Source organism: Ancylobacter sp. (assembly GCF_965249975.1).
In the GTDB taxonomy this organism is placed as follows: Bacteria; Pseudomonadota; Alphaproteobacteria; order Rhizobiales; family Xanthobacteraceae; genus Ancylobacter.
The window spans coordinates 849,947-867,210 of the sequence record NZ_CBDFNE010000018.1; the positions used below are offsets into that span (position 1 = coordinate 849,947).

Consider the following 17,264-nt stretch of genomic DNA (forward strand, 5'->3'; position numbering starts at 1 on the left):
TCAGTCTCTCAACCTGTCATACCAGACCATGTGATCAGACGGCGGAACGATTGTTCGCGCCCCGGCCCCAGGGTCGGGAGGAAGCGACGCCGGACAGGGCCGCCGCCGCGTGTGTTGAGAGGGCAGTGAACATGAAGATTGCGATCGTCGGCTGCGGCGTGGTGGGCTCGTCCTGGTCCCTGGTGTTCGCCCGCGCCGGGCATGAACTCGCCATTTACGACCGCACCCCGGCCGCCGCCGAGGCGGCGCTGGACTTCGTGCGCGCGGCCGATCCCGCCCTGGCCGCCCGCTGCCGCATCGCCGACAGCCTCGCCGACGCGCTGGCCGGTGCCGACTATGTGCAGGAAAGCGCGCCGGAGCGGCTGCCGATCAAGCAGGAACTCTACCGCGAGATGGACGCGCTGGTGGCGCCCACCACCATTATCGGCAGCTCCACCTCCGGCTTCCCGGCCTCCGTCTTCACCGAAGGCCTCGCCAATGCCGCCCGCTGCCTGGTGGCGCACCCGATCAACCCGCCGCACCTCATCCCGCTGGTGGAGCTGATCCCCGCCCCCTGGACCGCGACCGAGACGCTCGATTTCACCCGCGCGCTGATGGCGGAGGTCGGCCAGAGCCCGATCACCCTCACCCGCGAGATCAACGGCTTCGTGGTCAACCGCCTGCAGAGCGCGCTGCTGGGCGAAGCCTTCCGGCTGGTCGAGGACGGCATCTGCACCCCGGCCGAGGTCGATGCGGCGGTGGCGGACGGCCTCGGCCTGCGCTGGTGCTTCATGGGGCCCTTCGCCACCATCGATCTCAACGCCGCCAAGGGCGTGTCGGAATACTGCGCCAATCTCGGGCCGATGTATTACGGCCTCGCCAAGGAGCAGGCCGACCCGCGCGAATGGACGCCGGAACTCGTCGCCGCCATCGAGGCGAAGATGCGCGCGCAGGTGCCCGCGGAAGGCCTGCCGGCCCGCCGGAAATGGCGCGACAGCTTCCTCGCCGGCATCGTCGCCGCCAAGCGCGAGATCGCGGGCAAGCTCGGCGCATGAGCGGTTTCGGCACCCCGGCCCATCTGCGCCGCGACCGGCTGTCCGACAAGATCGCCAAGGACATCGAGGCGCGGGTGCTGTCGGGCGAATTGAGCGTCGGCGACACGCTGCCCTCCGAGCGGGAGCTGATGGCGCATTACGGCGTCGGCCGCCCCGCCGTGCGCGAGGCGCTGCTGTGGCTCAGCAAGACCGGGATGCTGTCCGTCTCCAATGGTGACCGCACCCGCGTCACCGAGCCCGACCCGCGCGATATGCTGCAGCTTCTCACCGGGGCGGCGCGCATGCTCGTCGCCCGGCCGGAAGGCATCCGCCAGTTCCAGCACACCCGCATCTTCGTCGAGGTGGCGCTGGCGCGCGAGGCGGTGCGGCTGGCGACCGAGCAGGACATCGCCGAGCTCGAAGCGCTGCTGCGGGTCAATGAGGCCAGCGCCGGCGACATTCCGGCCTTCTCCGCCAGCGACGATGCGTTCCACCACCGCATCGCCCGCATCGCCGACGACCCGCTGCTCGACGCGCTCTACCACGTCGTTCTCGAACTGCTGGAAGAACAGCGCCGCTTCTCGCTCAGCCATCCCGACGGCCTCGGCAAGGCGATGGCGGCGCACCGGCACATTTTCGAGGCCATCCGCGACCGCGACGCCGACCGGGCGGAAGCGGCGATGCGCGAACACCTCGAAACGGTGATCAAGACCTATTGGGACATGCGCGCCCAGACCCCCGACCCCGCCTAGATCATTTCACCGTGTCACGGAAACAGTGAAATGATCTAATTCTTTGTTTTTTCGCGTTTTCTTCACGCGAACTGGCATCCACTTCGCTCGAAAACGCTCCAAGCGCAACGCCCGTCCGCTCCGTCTTTTTGCAAAGGCTCCGAACATGCTTCTCGGCTGCATTGGCGACGACTTCACCGGCTCCAGCGATCTCGCCAACACCCTGTCCAAGCAGGGCATGCGGGTGACTCAGTATTCCGGCGTGCCGACAGGCCCGGCCGACGCCGGCGTCGAGGCCGGCGTGGTGGCACTGAAGTCCCGCAGCATCCCGGCCAAGGACGCCATCGCCCAGTCGCTGGCGGCGCTGGACTGGTTGAAGGCGCAGGGCTGCACGCAGTTCCTGTTCAAATATTGCTCGACCTTCGACAGCACGCCGGAGGGCAATATCGGCCCGGTGGCGGCGGCGCTGGCGGAGGCGCTGAAGGCCCGCAAGGTCGTGGTCTGCCCGGTGTTTCCCGGCGCCGGCCGCACGCTCTATCAGGGCCATCTCTTCGTGCAGGACCGGCTGCTGAACGAGAGCGGCATGGAGCACCACCCGCTCAACCCGATGACGGATGCCGATATCCGCCGCTTTCTGGCGCGGCAGACCGACATGAAGGTCGGTCATGTCGGCTTCGCCGCCGTGCGCCAGGGAGCGGACGCCATCGCGCAAGCGCTCACCCGCGCCGATGCGGAAGGGGCGCGGCTGATCGTGGTCGACGCGCTCTCCGACGCCGATCTGATGGAGATCGGCGCGGCGCTCGACGGCGCCCCGCTCGTCACCGGCGGTTCCGGCATCGCCATGGGCCTGCCGGCGAATTTCCGCCGCAAGGGCCTGTTGTCGGGCGAAGGCAGCGCCTGGCAGGGGGTGGAAGGCCCGTGCGTCGTGCTCTCCGGCTCCTGCTCCACCGCCACGCGCGGCCAGGTCGCCCGCCACCGCGAGGCCGGCCTGCCGCTACTCGAGATCAATGCCGACGATGCCGTGGCCGGGCGGCTCGACCCGCAGGCCATCGCCGCCTGGGCGCTGGCGCAGGGCGCGCGCCCGCTCGTCTTCTCCTCCGCCGACCCAGAAGAAGTGCGGCGCGCCCAGAACACCCATGGCCGCGAAACTGTCGCGGCGGCCATCGAGACGCTCTTCGCCGCCATCGCCCGAGCCCTCGTCGCGGGCGGCGTTGGGCGTCTCGTCGTGGCCGGCGGCGAGACCTCGGGCGCCGTGGTCGAGGGGCTGGGCCTGACCTCGCTGGAGATCGGGCCGGAAATCGCCCCCGGCGCGCCCGCTTTGCGCACGGTTCCCGCCGGCGGCCAGCCGCTGGCGCTGGCGCTCAAGTCCGGAAATTTCGGCGGCGTGGATTTCTTCGCCGAGGCCGATGCCGTTCTGCGCGGCCACTGACGCCGCCGCCGGCGCAGAAGGGCGCGGGCGGCACAATCATAAGATCAAAAGGAGGACGTGACTTGTTGAACACCACCGTGAAGATGCTGAAGCTGGCGGTCTTTTCCGCCGCTTCCGCCCTCGCCCTTGCGGCTGCGCCGGCGCCCGCCCTCGCCCAGGACGTGCTGAACCTCAAGCTCGGCCACATCCAGTCCGAGCAGGATCTGTGGCATCTCGGCGCGCAGAAGTTCAAGGAAGAGCTGGAAAAGCGCTCCAACGGCACCATCACGCTCACCATCTACCCGAACTCGACGCTCGGCGGCGACCGCGACCTCGTCGAGGGCATGCAGATGGGCACGGTCGATTTCGGCCTCATCGCCGGCGTGCTCGGCAATTTCGCGCCCTCGATCCAGCTGCTGGAACTGCCTTATCTCTTCAAGTCGCAGGACGAGTTCAACAAGGTGGTGAAGGGCAAGATCGGCGAGGAGATCGCCGGCAATGTGCTCTCCAGCGCCAATGTCCGCATCCTCGACTGGTGGGAGCGCGGCTCGCGGCAGGTGACGGCAAACAAGCCGATCAACGGGCTTGACGACCTCAAGGGCCTGAAGATCCGCGTGCCGGAAATTCCCGCCATGGTCACCACCTGGCGCGCCATCGGCGCCAACCCGACCCCCATGGCGTGGAGCGAGGTCTATACCGGCCTCGAACAGCGCGTCATCGAGGCGCAGGAAAACCCGATCCCCTTCATCTATGGCGGGCGCATCAACGAGGTGCAGTCCCACCTCGCCTTCACCAACCACAAATATGAATATGTGACGCTGGTCATCAGCGACATGCGCTGGAACCAGCTCACCCCCGAGCAGCAGAAGATCGTGGCCGAGGCGGCCGATGCCGCCACCGCCTATGAGAACGAGCTGGTCCGCACCAAGACCGACGAGATGCTGAAGAAGATGGAGGCCGCCGGCCTCAAGGTCAGCCATCCCGACACCGCGCCCATCGCCGCCGCCGCGCAGTCCGCGCACGACGCCTTCGGCGCGAAGGTCAACCCGGACCTCTACAACCGCATCAAGCAGGAACTCGGGCGGTAGCACACCGCCTGCGCGGCCCGCGCCCGCCCGCCCCGGAACAGCGATCGACGCCGTTCCGGGGCGTGGCGACAGGCGCGCCGCCTGAGGGAGACACGAGCTTGGACAAGCTGGATCGGCTGATACACCACTTCCTTCTCTGGGCCATCGCCGCGCTGATGTTCGCCATGATGGGCGTCACCTTCGCCCAGGTGGTCTCGCGCTACGCCCTGGCAAATTCACTCAGCTGGTCCGAGGAACTCGGCCGCTACATCTTCGTCTGGATCACCTTCCTCGGCATGGCCGCGGCGTTCCAGTCGAAGGCGCATATCGCGCTCGACTTCCTGCTGACGCTGCTGCCGGCCAAGCCCTCGCGCGCGCTCAACGTCGTCAACGCGCTGCTCGTCGCGCTGGTCGGCGTGGCGCTGGTGGTGGGCGGCGGCTCGCTCATCAAGTTCGGGCTGAACCAGCGCAGCGCCGCCCTCGGCCTGCCCATGTATTACGTCTATTCGGTGATCCCGTTCAGCGGCGCCGCCCTGCTCTATTTCGCCCTGCGCGCCGCCTGGCAGCGCGCCACCGCGCGTGAGGTCACGCCATGATCGCCTTCCTCCTCTTCGGCGGCTTCGCGCTGTTCCTCATCCTCGGCGTGCCGGTCGCCTTCGGCATCGCCCTCACCTCGCTGGGGGCGATCCTCTACCAGGGCTACCCGATGGCGCTGTTCGGCCAGCGGCTGTTCACCTCGGTGGATTCCTTCCCGCTGATGGCGATCCCGCTGTTCATGCTGGCCGGCTCGCTGATGGGCCATGGCGGCATCACACGGCGCATCATCAATCTGGCGCTGGCGCTGGTCGGCAATATCCGCGGCAGCCTCGCCCATGTCGTCACGACGAGCGGCGTCATCATGGGCGGCGTCTCCGGCTCGGGGGTGGCGGATGTCGCCGCGCTCGGCTCGGTGATGATCCCGGAGATGAAGAAGCGCAATTACGACGCCGGCTTCTCCGCCGCGCTCGTCGCCTCCTCCGGCAGCCTGGCGCTGATCCTGCCGCCGAGCATCGCCATCATCATCTATGGCGTGTCCAACCAGGCCTCGATCGGCGACCTGTTCCTCGCCGCCATCGCCCCGGGCATCCTTATCGGGCTCGGCTTCGCGCTCTTTTCCTATGTCTATGCGGTGCGGCACGGCTATCCCACCGAGGGCCGGGTGAGCGGCGCGGAGAAGTGGCAGCGCTTCAAGGAGGCGAGCTGGGCGCTGATGATGCCGGTCATCATCATCGGCGGCATCCGCATGGGCGTGTTCACGCCCACCGAGGGTGGCGCGGTGGTGGCGGTCTATGCCTTCCTGGTCGGGCTGTTCGTCTACAAGGAATTCACCCTCGCCGACATTCCGAAGATCTGCATGGAAGCGGCCATCGCCACGGCGGTGATCGCCGCCATCATCGCCGCCACCTCGCTGTTCGGCTGGCTGCTCACCAATGCCCGCCTGCCGCAGACCATTGCCGGCGCCATTCTCGGGCTCACCGAGAACAAGATCCTGCTGCTGCTGCTGATCAACCTCATGCTGCTCGTGGTCGGCATGTTCCTCGACAGCGGCCCGGCGATCCTGTTGATGACGCCCATCCTCGGCCCGGTGGCGGCGCATCTCGGCGTGGATCCCGTGCAGTTCGGCCTCGTCATGGTGATCAACCTCACCATCGGCCTGCTGACGCCCCCGGTGGGCACGGCGCTCTACCTCGCCAGCAGCATTTCCGGCGTGCCGGTCCTGAAGCTCTCGCGCGCCATGCTGCCCTTCATCGGCATCATGCTGGCGGTGCTGGCGCTCGTCACCTATGTGCCCGGCTTCACCAGCTGGGCGCTGACCAAGTAAGTTGCGGCGGCCGGCGCCCCTGCGGTGCCGGCCTCTCCGATCCCGGCCACTGGAGACGGAACGATGAGCGGGAATGAGCGGGCCGAGCTTTTGTGCGCCCTGTGCAAGAGCCTGTTCGACCGGGGCTACAGCGTCGGCGGCGCCGGCAATGTGTCGGTGCGGCTGGAGGAAGGCGGCTTCCTCGTCACCCCCACCGGCGGCAGCCTCGGGCGGCTCTCCCCCGACGCGCTGGCGCGGATCGATGGCGAGGGCCGGCCGGTGCCGGGGCCCAAGCCGTCGAAGGAATTCGCCTTCCATCTCGCTCTGTTCGAGGCGCGGCCGGAGGTGGGAGCGATCGTGCATCTGCACTCCACCTATCTCACCGCCCTCTCCTGCCTGGAAGACCTGCCGACCGACAACGCCCTGCGCCCCTTCACGCCCTATTATGTGATGCGCGCCGGCTATATGCCGGTCATTCCCTATTACCGCCCCGGCGCGCCGGAAATCGCCCGCGATCTCGCGGTGGCGGCGAAGGCGCACCCGGTCAACGCCTTCCTGCTCGCCTCGCATGGCGTGGTGGTGCTGGGCAAGGATCTGGAAGACGCGGTCAACAATGCCGAGGAGCTGGAAGAGACGGCGCGCCTCGCCTTCATCCTGCGCGGCGAGAAGATCCGCTACCTCAGCGAGGCCGAAATCGCCGAACTACGCGCCATGGGACGCTGAGGCGGGACGCCTGACACGGGCACGCGCCGGGCACTGAGCCGGCAAAGCTCCCGCCCGCCGCGTCCGTAAAGGCGCAGCCCGGCCCCCACCGCCCGGCCGGGATTTTCAGCCCGTTAATAAATATGCTAGGCCATCGGGCGTGAAACGAGTGAAAACACGACCCGCACCGGCCTTGACGCCGCTGACCGTCGCCAGCCTCGCGCTGCTGGCGGGCGGCATGCTCGTGGCGGCCCCGGCCTCGGCCACCACCAATTCGGCAACGTCCAACTCGGCAACGACCAGCGCGGCCACGACCAAGGCGGCCGCGACCAAGAAGGCGACCCATGTGCGCACCGTGCGCGTGGTGGCCGTCACGCTCTCCCGCGTCGTGCCCCCGCCGGTTCTGGCGCCGGTGCCGCGCTGCCCGGCCGATCTCGTCGCCCCTTCCTACAGTGCGTGGATCACCGACCCCGCGCGCGGCGCGCTCACCGGCGAGCGGCTGGTGGTGCACACCGAAGCGGTCGCCCTTGTCCCGGTGACGCCGAGCGAAACCGCGCCGGTCGCCCGCGCGCCGGCCCCAGCCGCGCCGAACGAACCCGCCGCGCCCCCGGCGTCGGCTGCCGCCCCGGCTGAATCCGCTGCCCCCGCTGCCGCGCCCCCGACCATTCCCGTGCCGCCCAAGCGCCTGGCGGAAAAGCGCGGAATCGTGCTCGCCTCGCTGGTGCCGCTGCCGCCGAGCCGACCCAGCGACGCGCTCGCCTTCGCCGCGCCGCCAGCGGCCGACTCCCACGCCTTCCCGGCCGCACAGGCCAAGGCGGCCGCGTCCGCCAAGGTACCCGCCGAAGCGGTGGCCGAGGCGGAGGTAGAGCCGCTGCCCGAGGGGGAAGACGCCGCGCGCCCCATCGACGACGCGCCCGAGCCGGTGGCGACCCGCGCCACCGCCGACCGCGCGCCCGAGGCCATCGAGGCGCTGCTGGAGCGCCACGCCCAGCGCTTCGACGTGCCGGTGTGGCTGGTGCGCCGCGTCGCCTGGCGCGAGAGCAAGTTCGAGCCGAGCCGCCGCAACGGCCCCTATTGGGGGCTGATGCAGATCCGCGTCGACACCGCCCGCGCCCTCGGCTTCCGTGGCGCGCCGAAGGACCTGCTCGACGCCGACACCAACCTCACCTACGCCGTCGCCTATCTCGCCAATGCCTACCGGGTGGCCGGGCGCGACGAGAAGCGGGCGGTGATGCTCTATGCGCGCGGCTATTATTACGAGGCCAAGCGCAAGCAGATGCTGGATTCGCTGATCCGCACCGCCAGCGCCACCCCCGCCCAGACCGGCGACGCCGCCGAGCCCGCCGCGCCGTAGCGGAACGGGCGGGGCGACACCGCCGGCCCGGCTCGGTCAGGTCTGCAGCCCACCCGCCACGTCGAAGCTGCTGCCGGTCATGTAGCCCGCCTGCGGCCCGGCGAGGAAGCCCACCAGCGCGGCCACCTCCTCCAGCGTCGCGATGCGGCGGATCGGGTGCTGGTCCATCAGCGCCGCCGGCGGACCGTCCTCGCCCAGCGCGTCCACCGCCATATCGGTCGGCATGATGCCGGGCTGCACAACATTGACGGTGATGTTGCGCGGGCCGAGATCGCGGGCGACACCTCGGGCATAGCCGGCGATCGCCGCCTTGCTGCCGGCATAGTCGGCCGCGGCGGCGAAGGGCACGCGGCTGCCCATCAGCGAGCCGATGAAGAGGATGCGCCCGCCATCGGACAGCACCGGCGCCGCCGCCCGCGTGGTCGCCACGGCGCCGAGCACATTGACCTGCCACTGCCGGTCGAGACCGGCGGTGTCGAGCTGCGGATCGTCGACCGTGCGGCCCTGCACGGCGATGGCGGCGTTGTTGACGAGAATGTCGAGCCGCCCGAAATGCGCCAGCACCGCCGCGACCAGCGGCTTTGCCGCCGAGGCGACATAGGTGAGGGCGACATCGGCGCCCTGCGCGGCCAGGGTGGTGGCGATGGCGGCGCCCAGCCCGCGCGACCCGCCGGTGACGAGGGCGACCTTGCCGGTGAGAGGTTTCGACATGAAGGGTCCTTTCGCGGCGCGCGCAGGCGCCGGCCAGAGGGCAGCGTTCTGTAACGTTCGTTATGTAACGAGAGGTATGAAATATGGACGCCGCCTGTCAAGGCGTTTTATAATGCTCGTTATGGAAACCAAGGAACCCGCCTGATGGGACGCCCGCGCGGCTTCGATGTGGAAGAGGCGCTGGACGCGGCGCTCGCCGTGTTCTGGCGCAAGGGCTATGAGGGCACCTCCTATGCCGACCTCACCGCGGCGGTGGGGGTGGAGCGCCCGGCGCTCTATGCCGCCTTCGGCAACAAGGAGGCGCTGTTTCGCCGCGTCCTCGCCCGCTACACCGAACGCGAGCTCGCCTATGTGCCCGAAGCCCTCGCTTTGCCCACGGCGCGGGAGGTCGCGGCGCATATGCTCGCCCGCGCGGTGGAGCTGAACACGCGCTGCCCCGACCATACCGGGTGCCTCTACCTCAATGGCGTGCTCGCCGGGTCGGACGCGGCAGAGCCGGTGCGGCAGGCGCTGATCGCCGCCCGCGCCGATGGCGAAGCGGCGCTGTGCCAGCGCTTCGCGCGGGCGAAAGCGGAGGGCGACCTCCCCCCGGACGCCCGGCCCGAGGCACTGGCCGCCTTTCTCATGGCGGTGCTGCACGGCATCGGCGTGCAGGCCAAGGCCGGGTTCAGGCGCGAAAAGCTGGAAGCCGTCGCCGCGCTGGCGCTGGCAAGCTTTCCCCCGCGCCCACCGGCCGTGTGAGCCGCGACCGGCAGGCTCGCCACGCCCGCCATTGCGCCGGCGGGGACCGCCCCCGACAATGAAGGCGAATCGCGCGGCGGGGCCGGGCGCCGAGGGAGTGAGCGTCAGCGATGGACACCCGCCATCTCGAAGCCTTCCGCGCCGTCTATGAGAACGGCTCGATGAGCGCCGCCGCCGTGCTGCTGGGCAAGTCGCAGCCGGCGATCAGCAATCTCATCGCCCGGCTGGAGGATGAGATCGGGGTGCGGCTGTTCCACCGCGCCCATGGCCGGCTGGAGCCGACCCCGGAGGCGGAAACCTTCTTCGCCGCCATCGTGCGCACGCTCGACGCGATGGACCGCACGCTGGCCATCTCCCGCAACCTGAAGAGCCTGTCCTCGGCGACGCTGCTCATCGCCAGCCCGCCGGGCCTCGCCACCTATCTGTTGCCGCCGATCATCGCCGATGTGCTGAAGGAGAATGCGGGGGCCACCGCCCGCTTCATCACCCGCTCCTCCTATGCGGTGCGCGATCTCGGCACCATCGGCGCCTTCGATGTGGGGTTCGCGGAGCTGCCCATCGACATCCATGTCGCCTCGCTCGAACTTTTCGAGGTGGCGTGCATGTGCGTGATGCGCGCCGACCATCCGCTGGCGGGGGAGCGCTGCATCGGGCCGGAACAGCTCGACGCCGTGCCCTTCGTCACGCTGTTTCCCGAGCACATCACCCATATCGCCGCGGCGGAGGCCTTCTTCGAGGCGCAGGCGCACTGGAACGTGGTGGCGGAGGTGGAATTTTTCGGCACCGCCTGCGTGCTGGTGCAGCAGCTCGGCGCGGTGACGCTGGTCGATCCCGCCACCGCCCGCTTCTTCGCCGCCATGGGGCTGGTGGCGGTCCCGTTCCGCCCGCTCGTGCCCTACCGCTTCGGCATGTTCCGGCCCAGCACGCGCCCGCCCTCGCGCATTTCCGTCGCCTTCATGGAGCGTTTCCGCCGCACTGTCGCGCCGGACCTCGCCGCCCCGCGCTGAAAGCCCCGCCCCGCGCTCAAACTTCGGGCAGCGGTAGCGGGCGCGGCCGAGTGTATAACTTTGCCTTATGGACTTCCCGCTAATTCCTGTTTGACGCCGACGCGAAATCGACAGGAAATCAGGGCAGGAACAGCCTGCGCAGGGAAGACGCATATGAGCACATCGGCGATGAGCCTCTCGGCGACGAAGCGGATCGAGGAACTCGGCCTCGTGCTTCCCGGCGCCGGCGGCGGGGCCGGCTATTACGGCACGCGCTACGGCAAGATGAAGCCGCATTATCTCAGCGACAAGCTGCTCTTCCTCTCCGGCCAGACGGCGGGTGTCGATGGCGAGGGCAAGGTGCTGTTCCCCGGCCGGCTGGGGCGCGATGTCACCGTGGAACAAGGCTATGAGGCCGCCCGCCTCACCGGGCTCAACTGCCTGTCCTGCATCAAGGACGCCGTCGGCGATCTCGACCGGGTGAAGGGGCTGGTGCGCTCGCTCAATTTCATCGCCTGCGACCCCTCCTTCACCCAGCCGCATCTGGTGGCGAGCGGGCTCACCGACCTGTTCGAGCAGGTGTTCGGCCCGGAGATCGGGGTCGGCGGGCGCGCCTCCATCGGGGTGATGTCGCTGGCCGACGATTACTGTTTCGAAACCTGGGTGACGGTGGAACTCCACTGAACCCGACGCCGACCCAACCAACCACACGGCCAGAAGGCCGGAACCTTCCGCAGCAGGCCGCACGGCTCATCTCTTCCAGAGGAGACTTCGCATGACGACCCATCGCCTTGCCGCTGCCGTGCTCGGCATCGGCCTTCTCGCCTCCCCCGGCCTCGCCCGGGCCGAGGAGATCACCATCGGCTTCACCGCCGCGCTTTCCGGCGATTTCGCCGCCTTCGGCCTCAACATGCGCAAGGGCCTCGACCTCGCGGTGGACGCGCTGAACAAGAAGGGCGGCAACACCTACACGATCGATGCGGTGGATGATCGCGGCGAGGCGCGCGAGGGCGTGCTGATCGCCCAGCGCTTCTGCTCCGACAAGAAGGTCGATGTGGTGATGGGCTATTCCTTCTCCTCCATCGCGCTGGCCGCCGTGCCTGTTTTCAACGAGTGCAAGCTCCCGGTTCTGGCCTCCGCCGTCACCAGCCCGGCGCTGACCAATGTCAGCCCCTATTTCCGCCGCAACGTGCTCACCGACGCGGTGCAGGGCACGATGATGGGCGACTATGCGGCCAAGACGCTCGGCCTCAAGTCGATCTATGTGCTGAACCAGCAGGATGATTACGGCATCGGCGTCGCCAAGGCGTTCTCCGCCGCCGCGGAGAAGGACGGCGCCAAGATCCTCGGCACCGAATCCTATCTGCTCGGCTCCAAGGATTTCCGCACGCTGCTGACCAAGGTGCGCGCCGCCAAGCCCGACGCCATCTTCATCGGCGGCTTCTACACCGAGGCGGCGAAGATCGCCGAGCAGGCCCGCGCGCTCGGCATCAAGGCGCAGCTTCTCTCCACCGACGGCGCGCTCAATGTCGAGCTGATGAAGCTCGGCCGCAACGCCGTGGAAGGCATGATCGTCTACGGCATGTTCGATCCGGCGGTCGCCACCCCGGCGACCGAGAGCTTCCTCACCGCCTACAAGGCCGCCTACAAGGAAGACCCGAGCGCCTGGGCGGCGCTGGGCTATGACGCCGGCATGGCGCTCGGCGCGGCGGTCGACCTCGCCGCCAAGGACGGCCCGGTGACGCGCGAGAGCCTCAACGCCGCCTTCGGCAAGCTGAAGGACGTGCCCGGCGTCACCGGCCCCACCAGCTTCGACCCCTCGGGCGACCGCGCCGGCGCCCTGTACTTCCTCGAAGTGAAGGACGGCAAGTTCGGCCTCGCCCCCAAGCAGCCGTAAGCCACGCGCCACGCCCCCTCTCCCCATGGGGGAGAGGGAAGATAGGAGCAGGCGCACCGCGCTCCCTCTCCCCGGCGGGGAGAGGGTTGGGGTGAGGGGGAAGCCCGGCCTCCCGCCCGCCCCCTCACCGACCCGCTGACGCGGGCCACCTCTCCCCACCGGGGAGAGGGAAAACCCGCGCTCCGCGCAGAACCACACCCCTTCGCGACCGCCCTGGCCGCGAAGGGAAGCCCCTAAAGGCAACGCAGGCAGGCGATGGATTATCTCGGACAGTTGCTGGCGAACGGATTGGTGCTGGGGGCGATCTACGCCCTCGCCGCCGTCGCCTTCACCCTGGTGTACGGCGTCGTGCGCCTGGTGAACTTCGCCTTTGGCGAACTGTTCATGCTCGGCGCCTTCCTCACCGCGTCGCTGATGCTGCCCGAGGTGCGCCTGCTCGGCACCATCGTGCCGATGCCGGGTTTCTCGCTGCCCGTCGCGGCGGCGGGGGCGATCGCGCTCACCGCCGCGCTCGGCGTGCTGGTGGACCGCATCGCCTATCGCCCGCTGCGCAACGCCCCGCGCCTTGCGCCGCTCATCACCTCCATCGCCGTCTCCGTGGTGCTGCAAAGCCTCGCCCAGACCATCTGGGGCGCGGAGGAGCTGCGCTTCCCGGAATTCGCCCTCGCCACCCTGCCGCCGGTGGTGCTGTTCGATTCCATCTATCTCTCGGTGATGGACCTCGTGGTCATGGCGACCGCGCTGGCCGCCATGCTCGGGCTTTCCGCCTTCATCGCCCGCTCCTCGCTCGGCCGGGCGATGCGGGCGAGCGCGGAAGACCAGATGGCGGCGACGCTGGTCGGCATCCCGGTCAACCGGGTGGTGGCCGCCGCCTTCGCCATCGGCTCGGGCTTCGCGGCGCTGGCCGGGCTGCTCTATGCGCAGACCTATGGCTTCGCCCATTCCAGCATGGGTTTCCTGCCCGGGCTGAAGGCGCTCACCGCCGCCGTGCTCGGCGGCATCGGCTCCATTCCCGGCGCGGCGTTGGGCGGGCTCATCCTCGGCCTCGTCGAGGCGCTGGGGTCGGGCTATCTGCCCAATGGCACCGCCTGGAAGGACGCGATCAGCTTCGTGCTGCTGGTCGGCCTGCTTTATCTGCGTCCGCAGGGCCTGCTCGGCAAGCCGGAGCTGAATTCCGCAGGGCGCGGCAGCCTGCTCGGCGGCGCCTCGGAATTCGGCGCCGTGTGGCTGCGCGCCGCCTTCGGCAAGCTCGACGGCTGGCTCGCGCGCGCCGCGTCCGCCGGCACGCCGGCCGCGCTCGGCCTGCTGGCGCTGGCGCTGGTCGTCGGCGCGCTGGTGCCGTCCGATTACTGGCTGCGCATCCTCACCCTCGTGGTGATCTACGGCATGCTGGCGAGCGGGCTCAACGTCATTGTCGGCTTTGCCGGCCTGCTGGATCTCGGCTTCGTCGCCTTCTGGGCGGTCGGCGCCTATCTCACCTCGATCCTGTTCGTGCTGGTCCTGAAGGACCAGTTCGGCGTCGAGCCGGCGACGATCTGGTGGCTGCTCTATCTCAATCTGCCGCTGGCCGGCCTGCTCGCCGCCGGCTTCGCGGTGCTGCTCGGCACCCCGACCCTGCGGCTGCGCGGCGACTATCTCGCCATCATGACGCTGGGCTTCGGCGAGATCGTCCGCGTGGTCGCCATCAACTGGATGGACCTCACCAACGGGCCGATGGGCATTCGCGGCATTCCCGCGCCGAACCTGTTCGGCATCGCGCTCGGCTCGCCGCGGGCGCAGTTCTTCTTCGCGCTGGCGCTGGCGGTCGTCGTGGTCTTCGCCATCGCCCGGCTGGTGCGCTCCTATGTCGGGCGCGCCTGGGTGGCGATCCGCGAGGATGAGGAGGCGGCGGAGGCGATGGGCGTGCCCACCGCGCGCTACAAGCTCTATGCCTATGCCGCGAGCGGCTTCATTGGCGGCTTTGTCGGCGTGTTCTACGCCCACACCCAGCAATATATCAGCCCGCTGAACTTCTCGCTGTTCGAGAACATCCTGCTGCTGATGCTCGTGGTGCTGGGCGGGCTCGGCACCTTCATCGGGCCGTTCGTCGGCGCGCTGATCTGGATCGTGTTCCTGCAGCTGGCGCTCGACCTGCCCTTCGTGCAGGCCTATCCGGAAACCCGCTTCGCTTTGCTTGGCATCGTGCTCATCGTGCTGATGGTGTTCCGCCCGCAGGGGCTCGCCGCCAGCGCCCGGGTAGCGCTCACCATGCCAGGAACGCGACCCGGTGCCCGGCGCGTGAAGGAGGTCGCATGAGAGCGCCCACCCCCACGCCGCTGCTGGAAGCCCGCGCCATCACCGTGCGCTTCGGCGGGCTGCAAGCCGTCGGCGACCTCGACATGGCCATCGGCCGCGATTCCATTCACGGGCTGATCGGCCCCAATGGCGCCGGCAAGACCACGGTGCTGAACGTGCTCACCGGCTTCGTCCGCCCGACCGAGGGCGAATTGCTGTTCGACGGCGCGGAGATCGGCGGGCTGGGCGTCAACGGCTTCGCCCGGCGCGGCCTTGCCCGCACCTTTCAGAACATCCGGCTGTTCGGCGCCATGACGGTGCTGGAGAGCGTGCTGGTCGGGGCGCATCAGCGCTTTTCCGCCAACGCGCTGTCGCTCGTCTTCGGACGGCGCGCCGCGCGCGAGGCGGAAGAGGCGATGATCGCCCGCGCCTATGAACTGCTCGCCTTTGTCGGGCTGGGGGCGGATGTGGCCGACCGCGTCGCCACCACCCTCTCCTATGGCCATCAGCGCCGGGTCGAGATCGCCCGCGCCCTCATCTCCTCGCCAAAACTGCTGCTGCTCGACGAGCCGCTCGCCGGCATGAACGCGGTGGAGAAGGCCGAGATCGCCGATCTCGTGCGGCAGGTGCGGGCGCAGGGCATCGCCGTGCTGCTGATCGAGCACGACATGCAGGTGGTGCGCCGGCTGTGCGACCACCTCACCGTACTGGAATACGGCCGCAAGCTGGCGGACGGCGCGCCGGAAGAGGTGCTGGCCGACCCGGCGGTGCAGGCCGCCTATCTCGGCCGGGCGAGGTGAGCGCGATGAGCCAGACTGGACACATCGTCCACCACACCGCACCGACCGGTCACGCCGATGCGGCCACGCCGCCGCTACTCCAGGTTGAAAACCTGGCCGTCTCCTATGGCCGCATCCGCGCCGTGGACGGCGTCAATCTCCATGTCGAGCCCGGCCGCATCGTCTCGCTGGTCGGCTCCAACGGCGCCGGCAAGACCACGACGCTGATGGCGCTGTCCGGCCTGTTGCCGCTCGCCTCCGGGCGAATTCGCTTTGCCGGAGAAGACATTACCGCGCTGGCGCCGGAGCTGCGGGTGGCGCGCGGCATCGCCCATGTGCCGGAACGGCGCCGCGTCTTCGCCGGCATGACCGTGCGCGAGAATCTGGTGCTCGGCGCCTATGCGCGCGGCGATGCCGTTGATATCGCAAGCGATGTCGAGCGCATGGTGGCGCTGTTCCCGCGCCTCGGCGAGCGCATGGCGCAGCAGGCCGGCACCATGTCCGGCGGCGAGCAGCAGATGCTCGCCATCGCGCGGGGCCTCATGTCGCGCCCCTCCCTGCTGATCATGGACGAGCCCACCATGGGCCTCGCCCCACAGATGATCGACCTCATCCTCGACACCTTGCTGGAGATCCGCAAGCAGGGCACCACCATCCTGCTGGTCGAACAGAACGCGGTGGAGGCCATGCGCCTCTCCGATCACGTCTACATCATGCGCCTCGGCCGTATCGTCCATGAGGACAGCGGTGCCAATATCGATCCGGAGCGCGTGAAATCTTTCTATCTTGGAGCCGATGCATGACCGATACTTCAGGAGCTCCGCGCATGCGGCTCGGAACCTTCCTCGGTGTGCCCCCGGCAACATCCGTCCGTGCCGGGCAGATCGCCGTCATCGGCCTGCCCTTCGACTGCGGCACCCACGCCACCCGCATCGGCTCGCGTCAGGGACCGGCGTCGTTCCGCGCCATGTCGAGCGAGGTGCGCCCGTTCTATCCCCCGCTGGCGGATAGCGACCCGCGCGAAGGGGAACGGGTGGTGGATCTCGGCGACGTCGATGTCGTCGCCTCCGATATCGGCCCGTCCATGGCGGCGATGGAAGCCGTGGTGCAGGAGGTGGTGACGGCGGACGCGGTGCCGCTCTGCGTCGGCGGCGACGGCACGGTGACGTTGCCGGTTTTGCGTGCTCTCGCAAAGCGTTACCCCGAGCTGGTGCTGATCCATATCGATGCCCATACCGACGCCTATCCCGGCGAGGAGCTCAACACCGGCACCACCTTCACCCTGGCGGCGCAGGAAGGGCTGATCGACACCAAGCGCTCCTTCCACATCGGCGCGCGCGGCACCATGCTGGTCGGCGGCGCCTATGACTACACGCGCGGCCTCGGCTACCGGCTGATCCCGGGTGACGAGGTGCGCCGGCGCGGCCCGGAGGCCATTGCCGCCGAGGTGCGCGACGTGGTCGGCACGCGGCCCGTGCATCTGTCCTTCGACATGGATTATTTCGACCCCTCCGCCGCGCCGGGTGTCGCCACCCCCACCTGGGGCGGCCCGCCGGTGGCGGAGGTGTTCGATCTTCTGCACGGACTCAAGGGGTTGGACCTCGTCGGCGTCGACATCAACACGCTGAGCCCGCCCCATGACGTGCAGGGCATGTCGGCCATGCTGGCCGGCCATGTCGCCGTCATCGCCCTTCATCTCGTCCAGCTCGGCCAGGCGGAACACCGCCTGAATGCCGGGCATCGCTGAACGAAAGGCCCCGG

At 69.1% G+C, this 17,264-nt stretch carries 17 protein-coding genes; 16 read left to right on the top strand and 1 reads right to left on the bottom strand.

Annotated features, from left to right (window positions below; genetic code table 11):
- Window positions 1-131: 131 nt before the first annotated feature.
- The 8 genes from ACP2AH_RS16845 to ACP2AH_RS16880 all read left to right on the top strand — a co-directional run bounded on the left by ACP2AH_RS16845 (window position 132) and on the right by ACP2AH_RS16880 (window position 8,115).
- Window positions 132-1,034 carry a 3-hydroxyacyl-CoA dehydrogenase gene (locus tag ACP2AH_RS16845; RefSeq protein ID WP_425106846.1) on the top strand — a complete coding sequence of 301 codons (903 nt, stop codon included), beginning with the start codon at window positions 132-134 and terminating at the stop codon, window positions 1,032-1,034.
- Window positions 1,031-1,765 carry an FCD domain-containing protein gene (locus tag ACP2AH_RS16850; RefSeq protein WP_425106847.1) on the top strand — a complete coding sequence of 245 codons (735 nt, stop codon included), beginning with the start codon at window positions 1,031-1,033 and terminating at the stop codon, window positions 1,763-1,765. The genes ACP2AH_RS16845 and ACP2AH_RS16850 overlap by 4 nt, the downstream gene beginning before the upstream one ends.
- A 145-nt stretch (window positions 1,766-1,910) precedes the next feature.
- On the top strand, window positions 1,911-3,173 hold the full coding sequence (gene otnK / locus ACP2AH_RS16855) for a 3-oxo-tetronate kinase (RefSeq protein ID WP_425106848.1): 1,263 nt from the start codon (window positions 1,911-1,913) through the stop codon (window positions 3,171-3,173).
- A gap of 62 nt (window positions 3,174-3,235) precedes the next feature.
- Window positions 3,236-4,240, top strand: a complete 1,005-nt coding sequence (locus ACP2AH_RS16860; RefSeq protein WP_425106849.1) for a TRAP transporter substrate-binding protein — start codon at window positions 3,236-3,238, stop codon at window positions 4,238-4,240.
- Window positions 4,241-4,338: 98 nt separating this feature from the next.
- On the top strand, window positions 4,339-4,815 hold the full coding sequence (locus ACP2AH_RS16865) for a TRAP transporter small permease (protein WP_425106850.1): 477 nt from the start codon (window positions 4,339-4,341) through the stop codon (window positions 4,813-4,815).
- A complete protein-coding gene (locus ACP2AH_RS16870; RefSeq protein WP_425106851.1) occupies window positions 4,812-6,080 on the top strand; it encodes a TRAP transporter large permease in 1,269 nt (422 codons plus the stop codon). Before ACP2AH_RS16865 ends, ACP2AH_RS16870 begins: the two co-directional genes overlap by 4 nt.
- A 63-nt stretch (window positions 6,081-6,143) precedes the next feature.
- Window positions 6,144-6,782 carry an aldolase gene (locus tag ACP2AH_RS16875; RefSeq protein ID WP_425106852.1) on the top strand — a complete coding sequence of 213 codons (639 nt, stop codon included), beginning with the start codon at window positions 6,144-6,146 and terminating at the stop codon, window positions 6,780-6,782.
- Window positions 6,783-6,930: 148 nt separating this feature from the next.
- On the top strand, window positions 6,931-8,115 hold the full coding sequence (locus ACP2AH_RS16880) for a transglycosylase SLT domain-containing protein (protein WP_425106853.1): 1,185 nt from the start codon (window positions 6,931-6,933) through the stop codon (window positions 8,113-8,115).
- A 36-nt stretch (window positions 8,116-8,151) separates the two neighbouring features.
- Here the strand turns inward: ACP2AH_RS16880 and ACP2AH_RS16885 are convergent, their stop codons facing one another.
- Window positions 8,152-8,826 (bottom strand): SDR family NAD(P)-dependent oxidoreductase, encoded by a 675-nt coding sequence (locus ACP2AH_RS16885; RefSeq protein ID WP_425106854.1) that lies wholly within the window; start codon window positions 8,824-8,826, stop codon window positions 8,152-8,154.
- A gap of 144 nt (window positions 8,827-8,970) precedes the next feature.
- Here ACP2AH_RS16885 and ACP2AH_RS16890 point away from each other — a divergent pair, with 144 nt between their 5' ends.
- From ACP2AH_RS16890 to ACP2AH_RS16925, 8 genes are all read left to right on the top strand, one after another.
- The gene (locus ACP2AH_RS16890) at window positions 8,971-9,567 is read left to right on the top strand and encodes a TetR/AcrR family transcriptional regulator (RefSeq protein WP_425106855.1); all 597 of its coding nucleotides are present in this window, start codon (window positions 8,971-8,973) and stop codon (window positions 9,565-9,567) included.
- A 110-nt stretch (window positions 9,568-9,677) separates the two neighbouring features.
- On the top strand, window positions 9,678-10,574 hold the full coding sequence (locus tag ACP2AH_RS16895) for a LysR family transcriptional regulator (RefSeq protein ID WP_425106856.1): 897 nt from the start codon (window positions 9,678-9,680) through the stop codon (window positions 10,572-10,574).
- 153 nt (window positions 10,575-10,727) lie between these two features.
- Window positions 10,728-11,237, top strand: coding sequence for a RidA family protein (locus ACP2AH_RS16900; RefSeq protein WP_425106857.1), 510 nt, complete (start codon window positions 10,728-10,730; stop codon window positions 11,235-11,237).
- A gap of 91 nt (window positions 11,238-11,328) precedes the next feature.
- Complete coding sequence (locus ACP2AH_RS16905) at window positions 11,329-12,450, top strand: ABC transporter substrate-binding protein (RefSeq protein ID WP_425106858.1); 1,122 nt, start codon at window positions 11,329-11,331, stop codon at window positions 12,448-12,450.
- Window positions 12,451-12,705: 255 nt separating this feature from the next.
- Complete coding sequence (locus ACP2AH_RS16910) at window positions 12,706-14,745, top strand: ABC transporter permease (RefSeq protein WP_425106859.1); 2,040 nt, start codon at window positions 12,706-12,708, stop codon at window positions 14,743-14,745.
- Window positions 14,742-15,524: an ABC transporter ATP-binding protein gene (locus ACP2AH_RS16915; RefSeq protein ID WP_425106860.1), complete on the top strand. Its 783-nt coding sequence runs from the start codon at window positions 14,742-14,744 to the stop codon at window positions 15,522-15,524. The genes ACP2AH_RS16910 and ACP2AH_RS16915 overlap by 4 nt, the downstream gene beginning before the upstream one ends.
- Before the next feature lie 122 nt (window positions 15,525-15,646).
- Complete coding sequence (locus ACP2AH_RS16920; protein ID WP_425107062.1) at window positions 15,647-16,306, top strand: ABC transporter ATP-binding protein; 660 nt, start codon at window positions 15,647-15,649, stop codon at window positions 16,304-16,306.
- A gap of 23 nt (window positions 16,307-16,329) precedes the next feature.
- Complete coding sequence (locus ACP2AH_RS16925; protein WP_425106861.1) at window positions 16,330-17,250, top strand: arginase family protein; 921 nt, start codon at window positions 16,330-16,332, stop codon at window positions 17,248-17,250.
- Window positions 17,251-17,264: the final 14 nt, after the last annotated feature.

Bases quoted from the DNA above. Each gene is read 5' to 3' on its own strand.
- ACP2AH_RS16910 (WP_425106859.1), top strand. From the start codon at position 12,706: ATGGATTATCTCGGACAGTTGCTGGCGAACGGATTGGTGCTGGGGGCG.
- ACP2AH_RS16900 (WP_425106857.1), top strand. From the start codon at position 10,728: ATGAGCACATCGGCGATGAGCCTCTCGGCGACGAAGCGGATCGAGGAA.
- ACP2AH_RS16870 (WP_425106851.1), top strand. From the start codon at position 4,812: ATGATCGCCTTCCTCCTCTTCGGCGGCTTCGCGCTGTTCCTCATCCTC.
- ACP2AH_RS16850 (WP_425106847.1), top strand. From the start codon at position 1,031: ATGAGCGGTTTCGGCACCCCGGCCCATCTGCGCCGCGACCGGCTGTCC.
- ACP2AH_RS16915 (WP_425106860.1), top strand. From the start codon at position 14,742: ATGAGAGCGCCCACCCCCACGCCGCTGCTGGAAGCCCGCGCCATCACC.
- ACP2AH_RS16890 (WP_425106855.1), top strand. From the start codon at position 8,971: ATGGGACGCCCGCGCGGCTTCGATGTGGAAGAGGCGCTGGACGCGGCG.
- ACP2AH_RS16875 (WP_425106852.1), top strand. From the start codon at position 6,144: ATGAGCGGGAATGAGCGGGCCGAGCTTTTGTGCGCCCTGTGCAAGAGC.
- ACP2AH_RS16905 (WP_425106858.1), top strand. From the start codon at position 11,329: ATGACGACCCATCGCCTTGCCGCTGCCGTGCTCGGCATCGGCCTTCTC.
- otnK (WP_425106848.1), top strand. From the start codon at position 1,911: ATGCTTCTCGGCTGCATTGGCGACGACTTCACCGGCTCCAGCGATCTC.
- ACP2AH_RS16895 (WP_425106856.1), top strand. From the start codon at position 9,678: ATGGACACCCGCCATCTCGAAGCCTTCCGCGCCGTCTATGAGAACGGC.
- ACP2AH_RS16925 (WP_425106861.1), top strand. From the start codon at position 16,330: ATGCGGCTCGGAACCTTCCTCGGTGTGCCCCCGGCAACATCCGTCCGT.
- ACP2AH_RS16885 (WP_425106854.1), bottom strand. From the start codon at position 8,826: ATGTCGAAACCTCTCACCGGCAAGGTCGCCCTCGTCACCGGCGGGTCG.
- ACP2AH_RS16845 (WP_425106846.1), top strand. From the start codon at position 132: ATGAAGATTGCGATCGTCGGCTGCGGCGTGGTGGGCTCGTCCTGGTCC.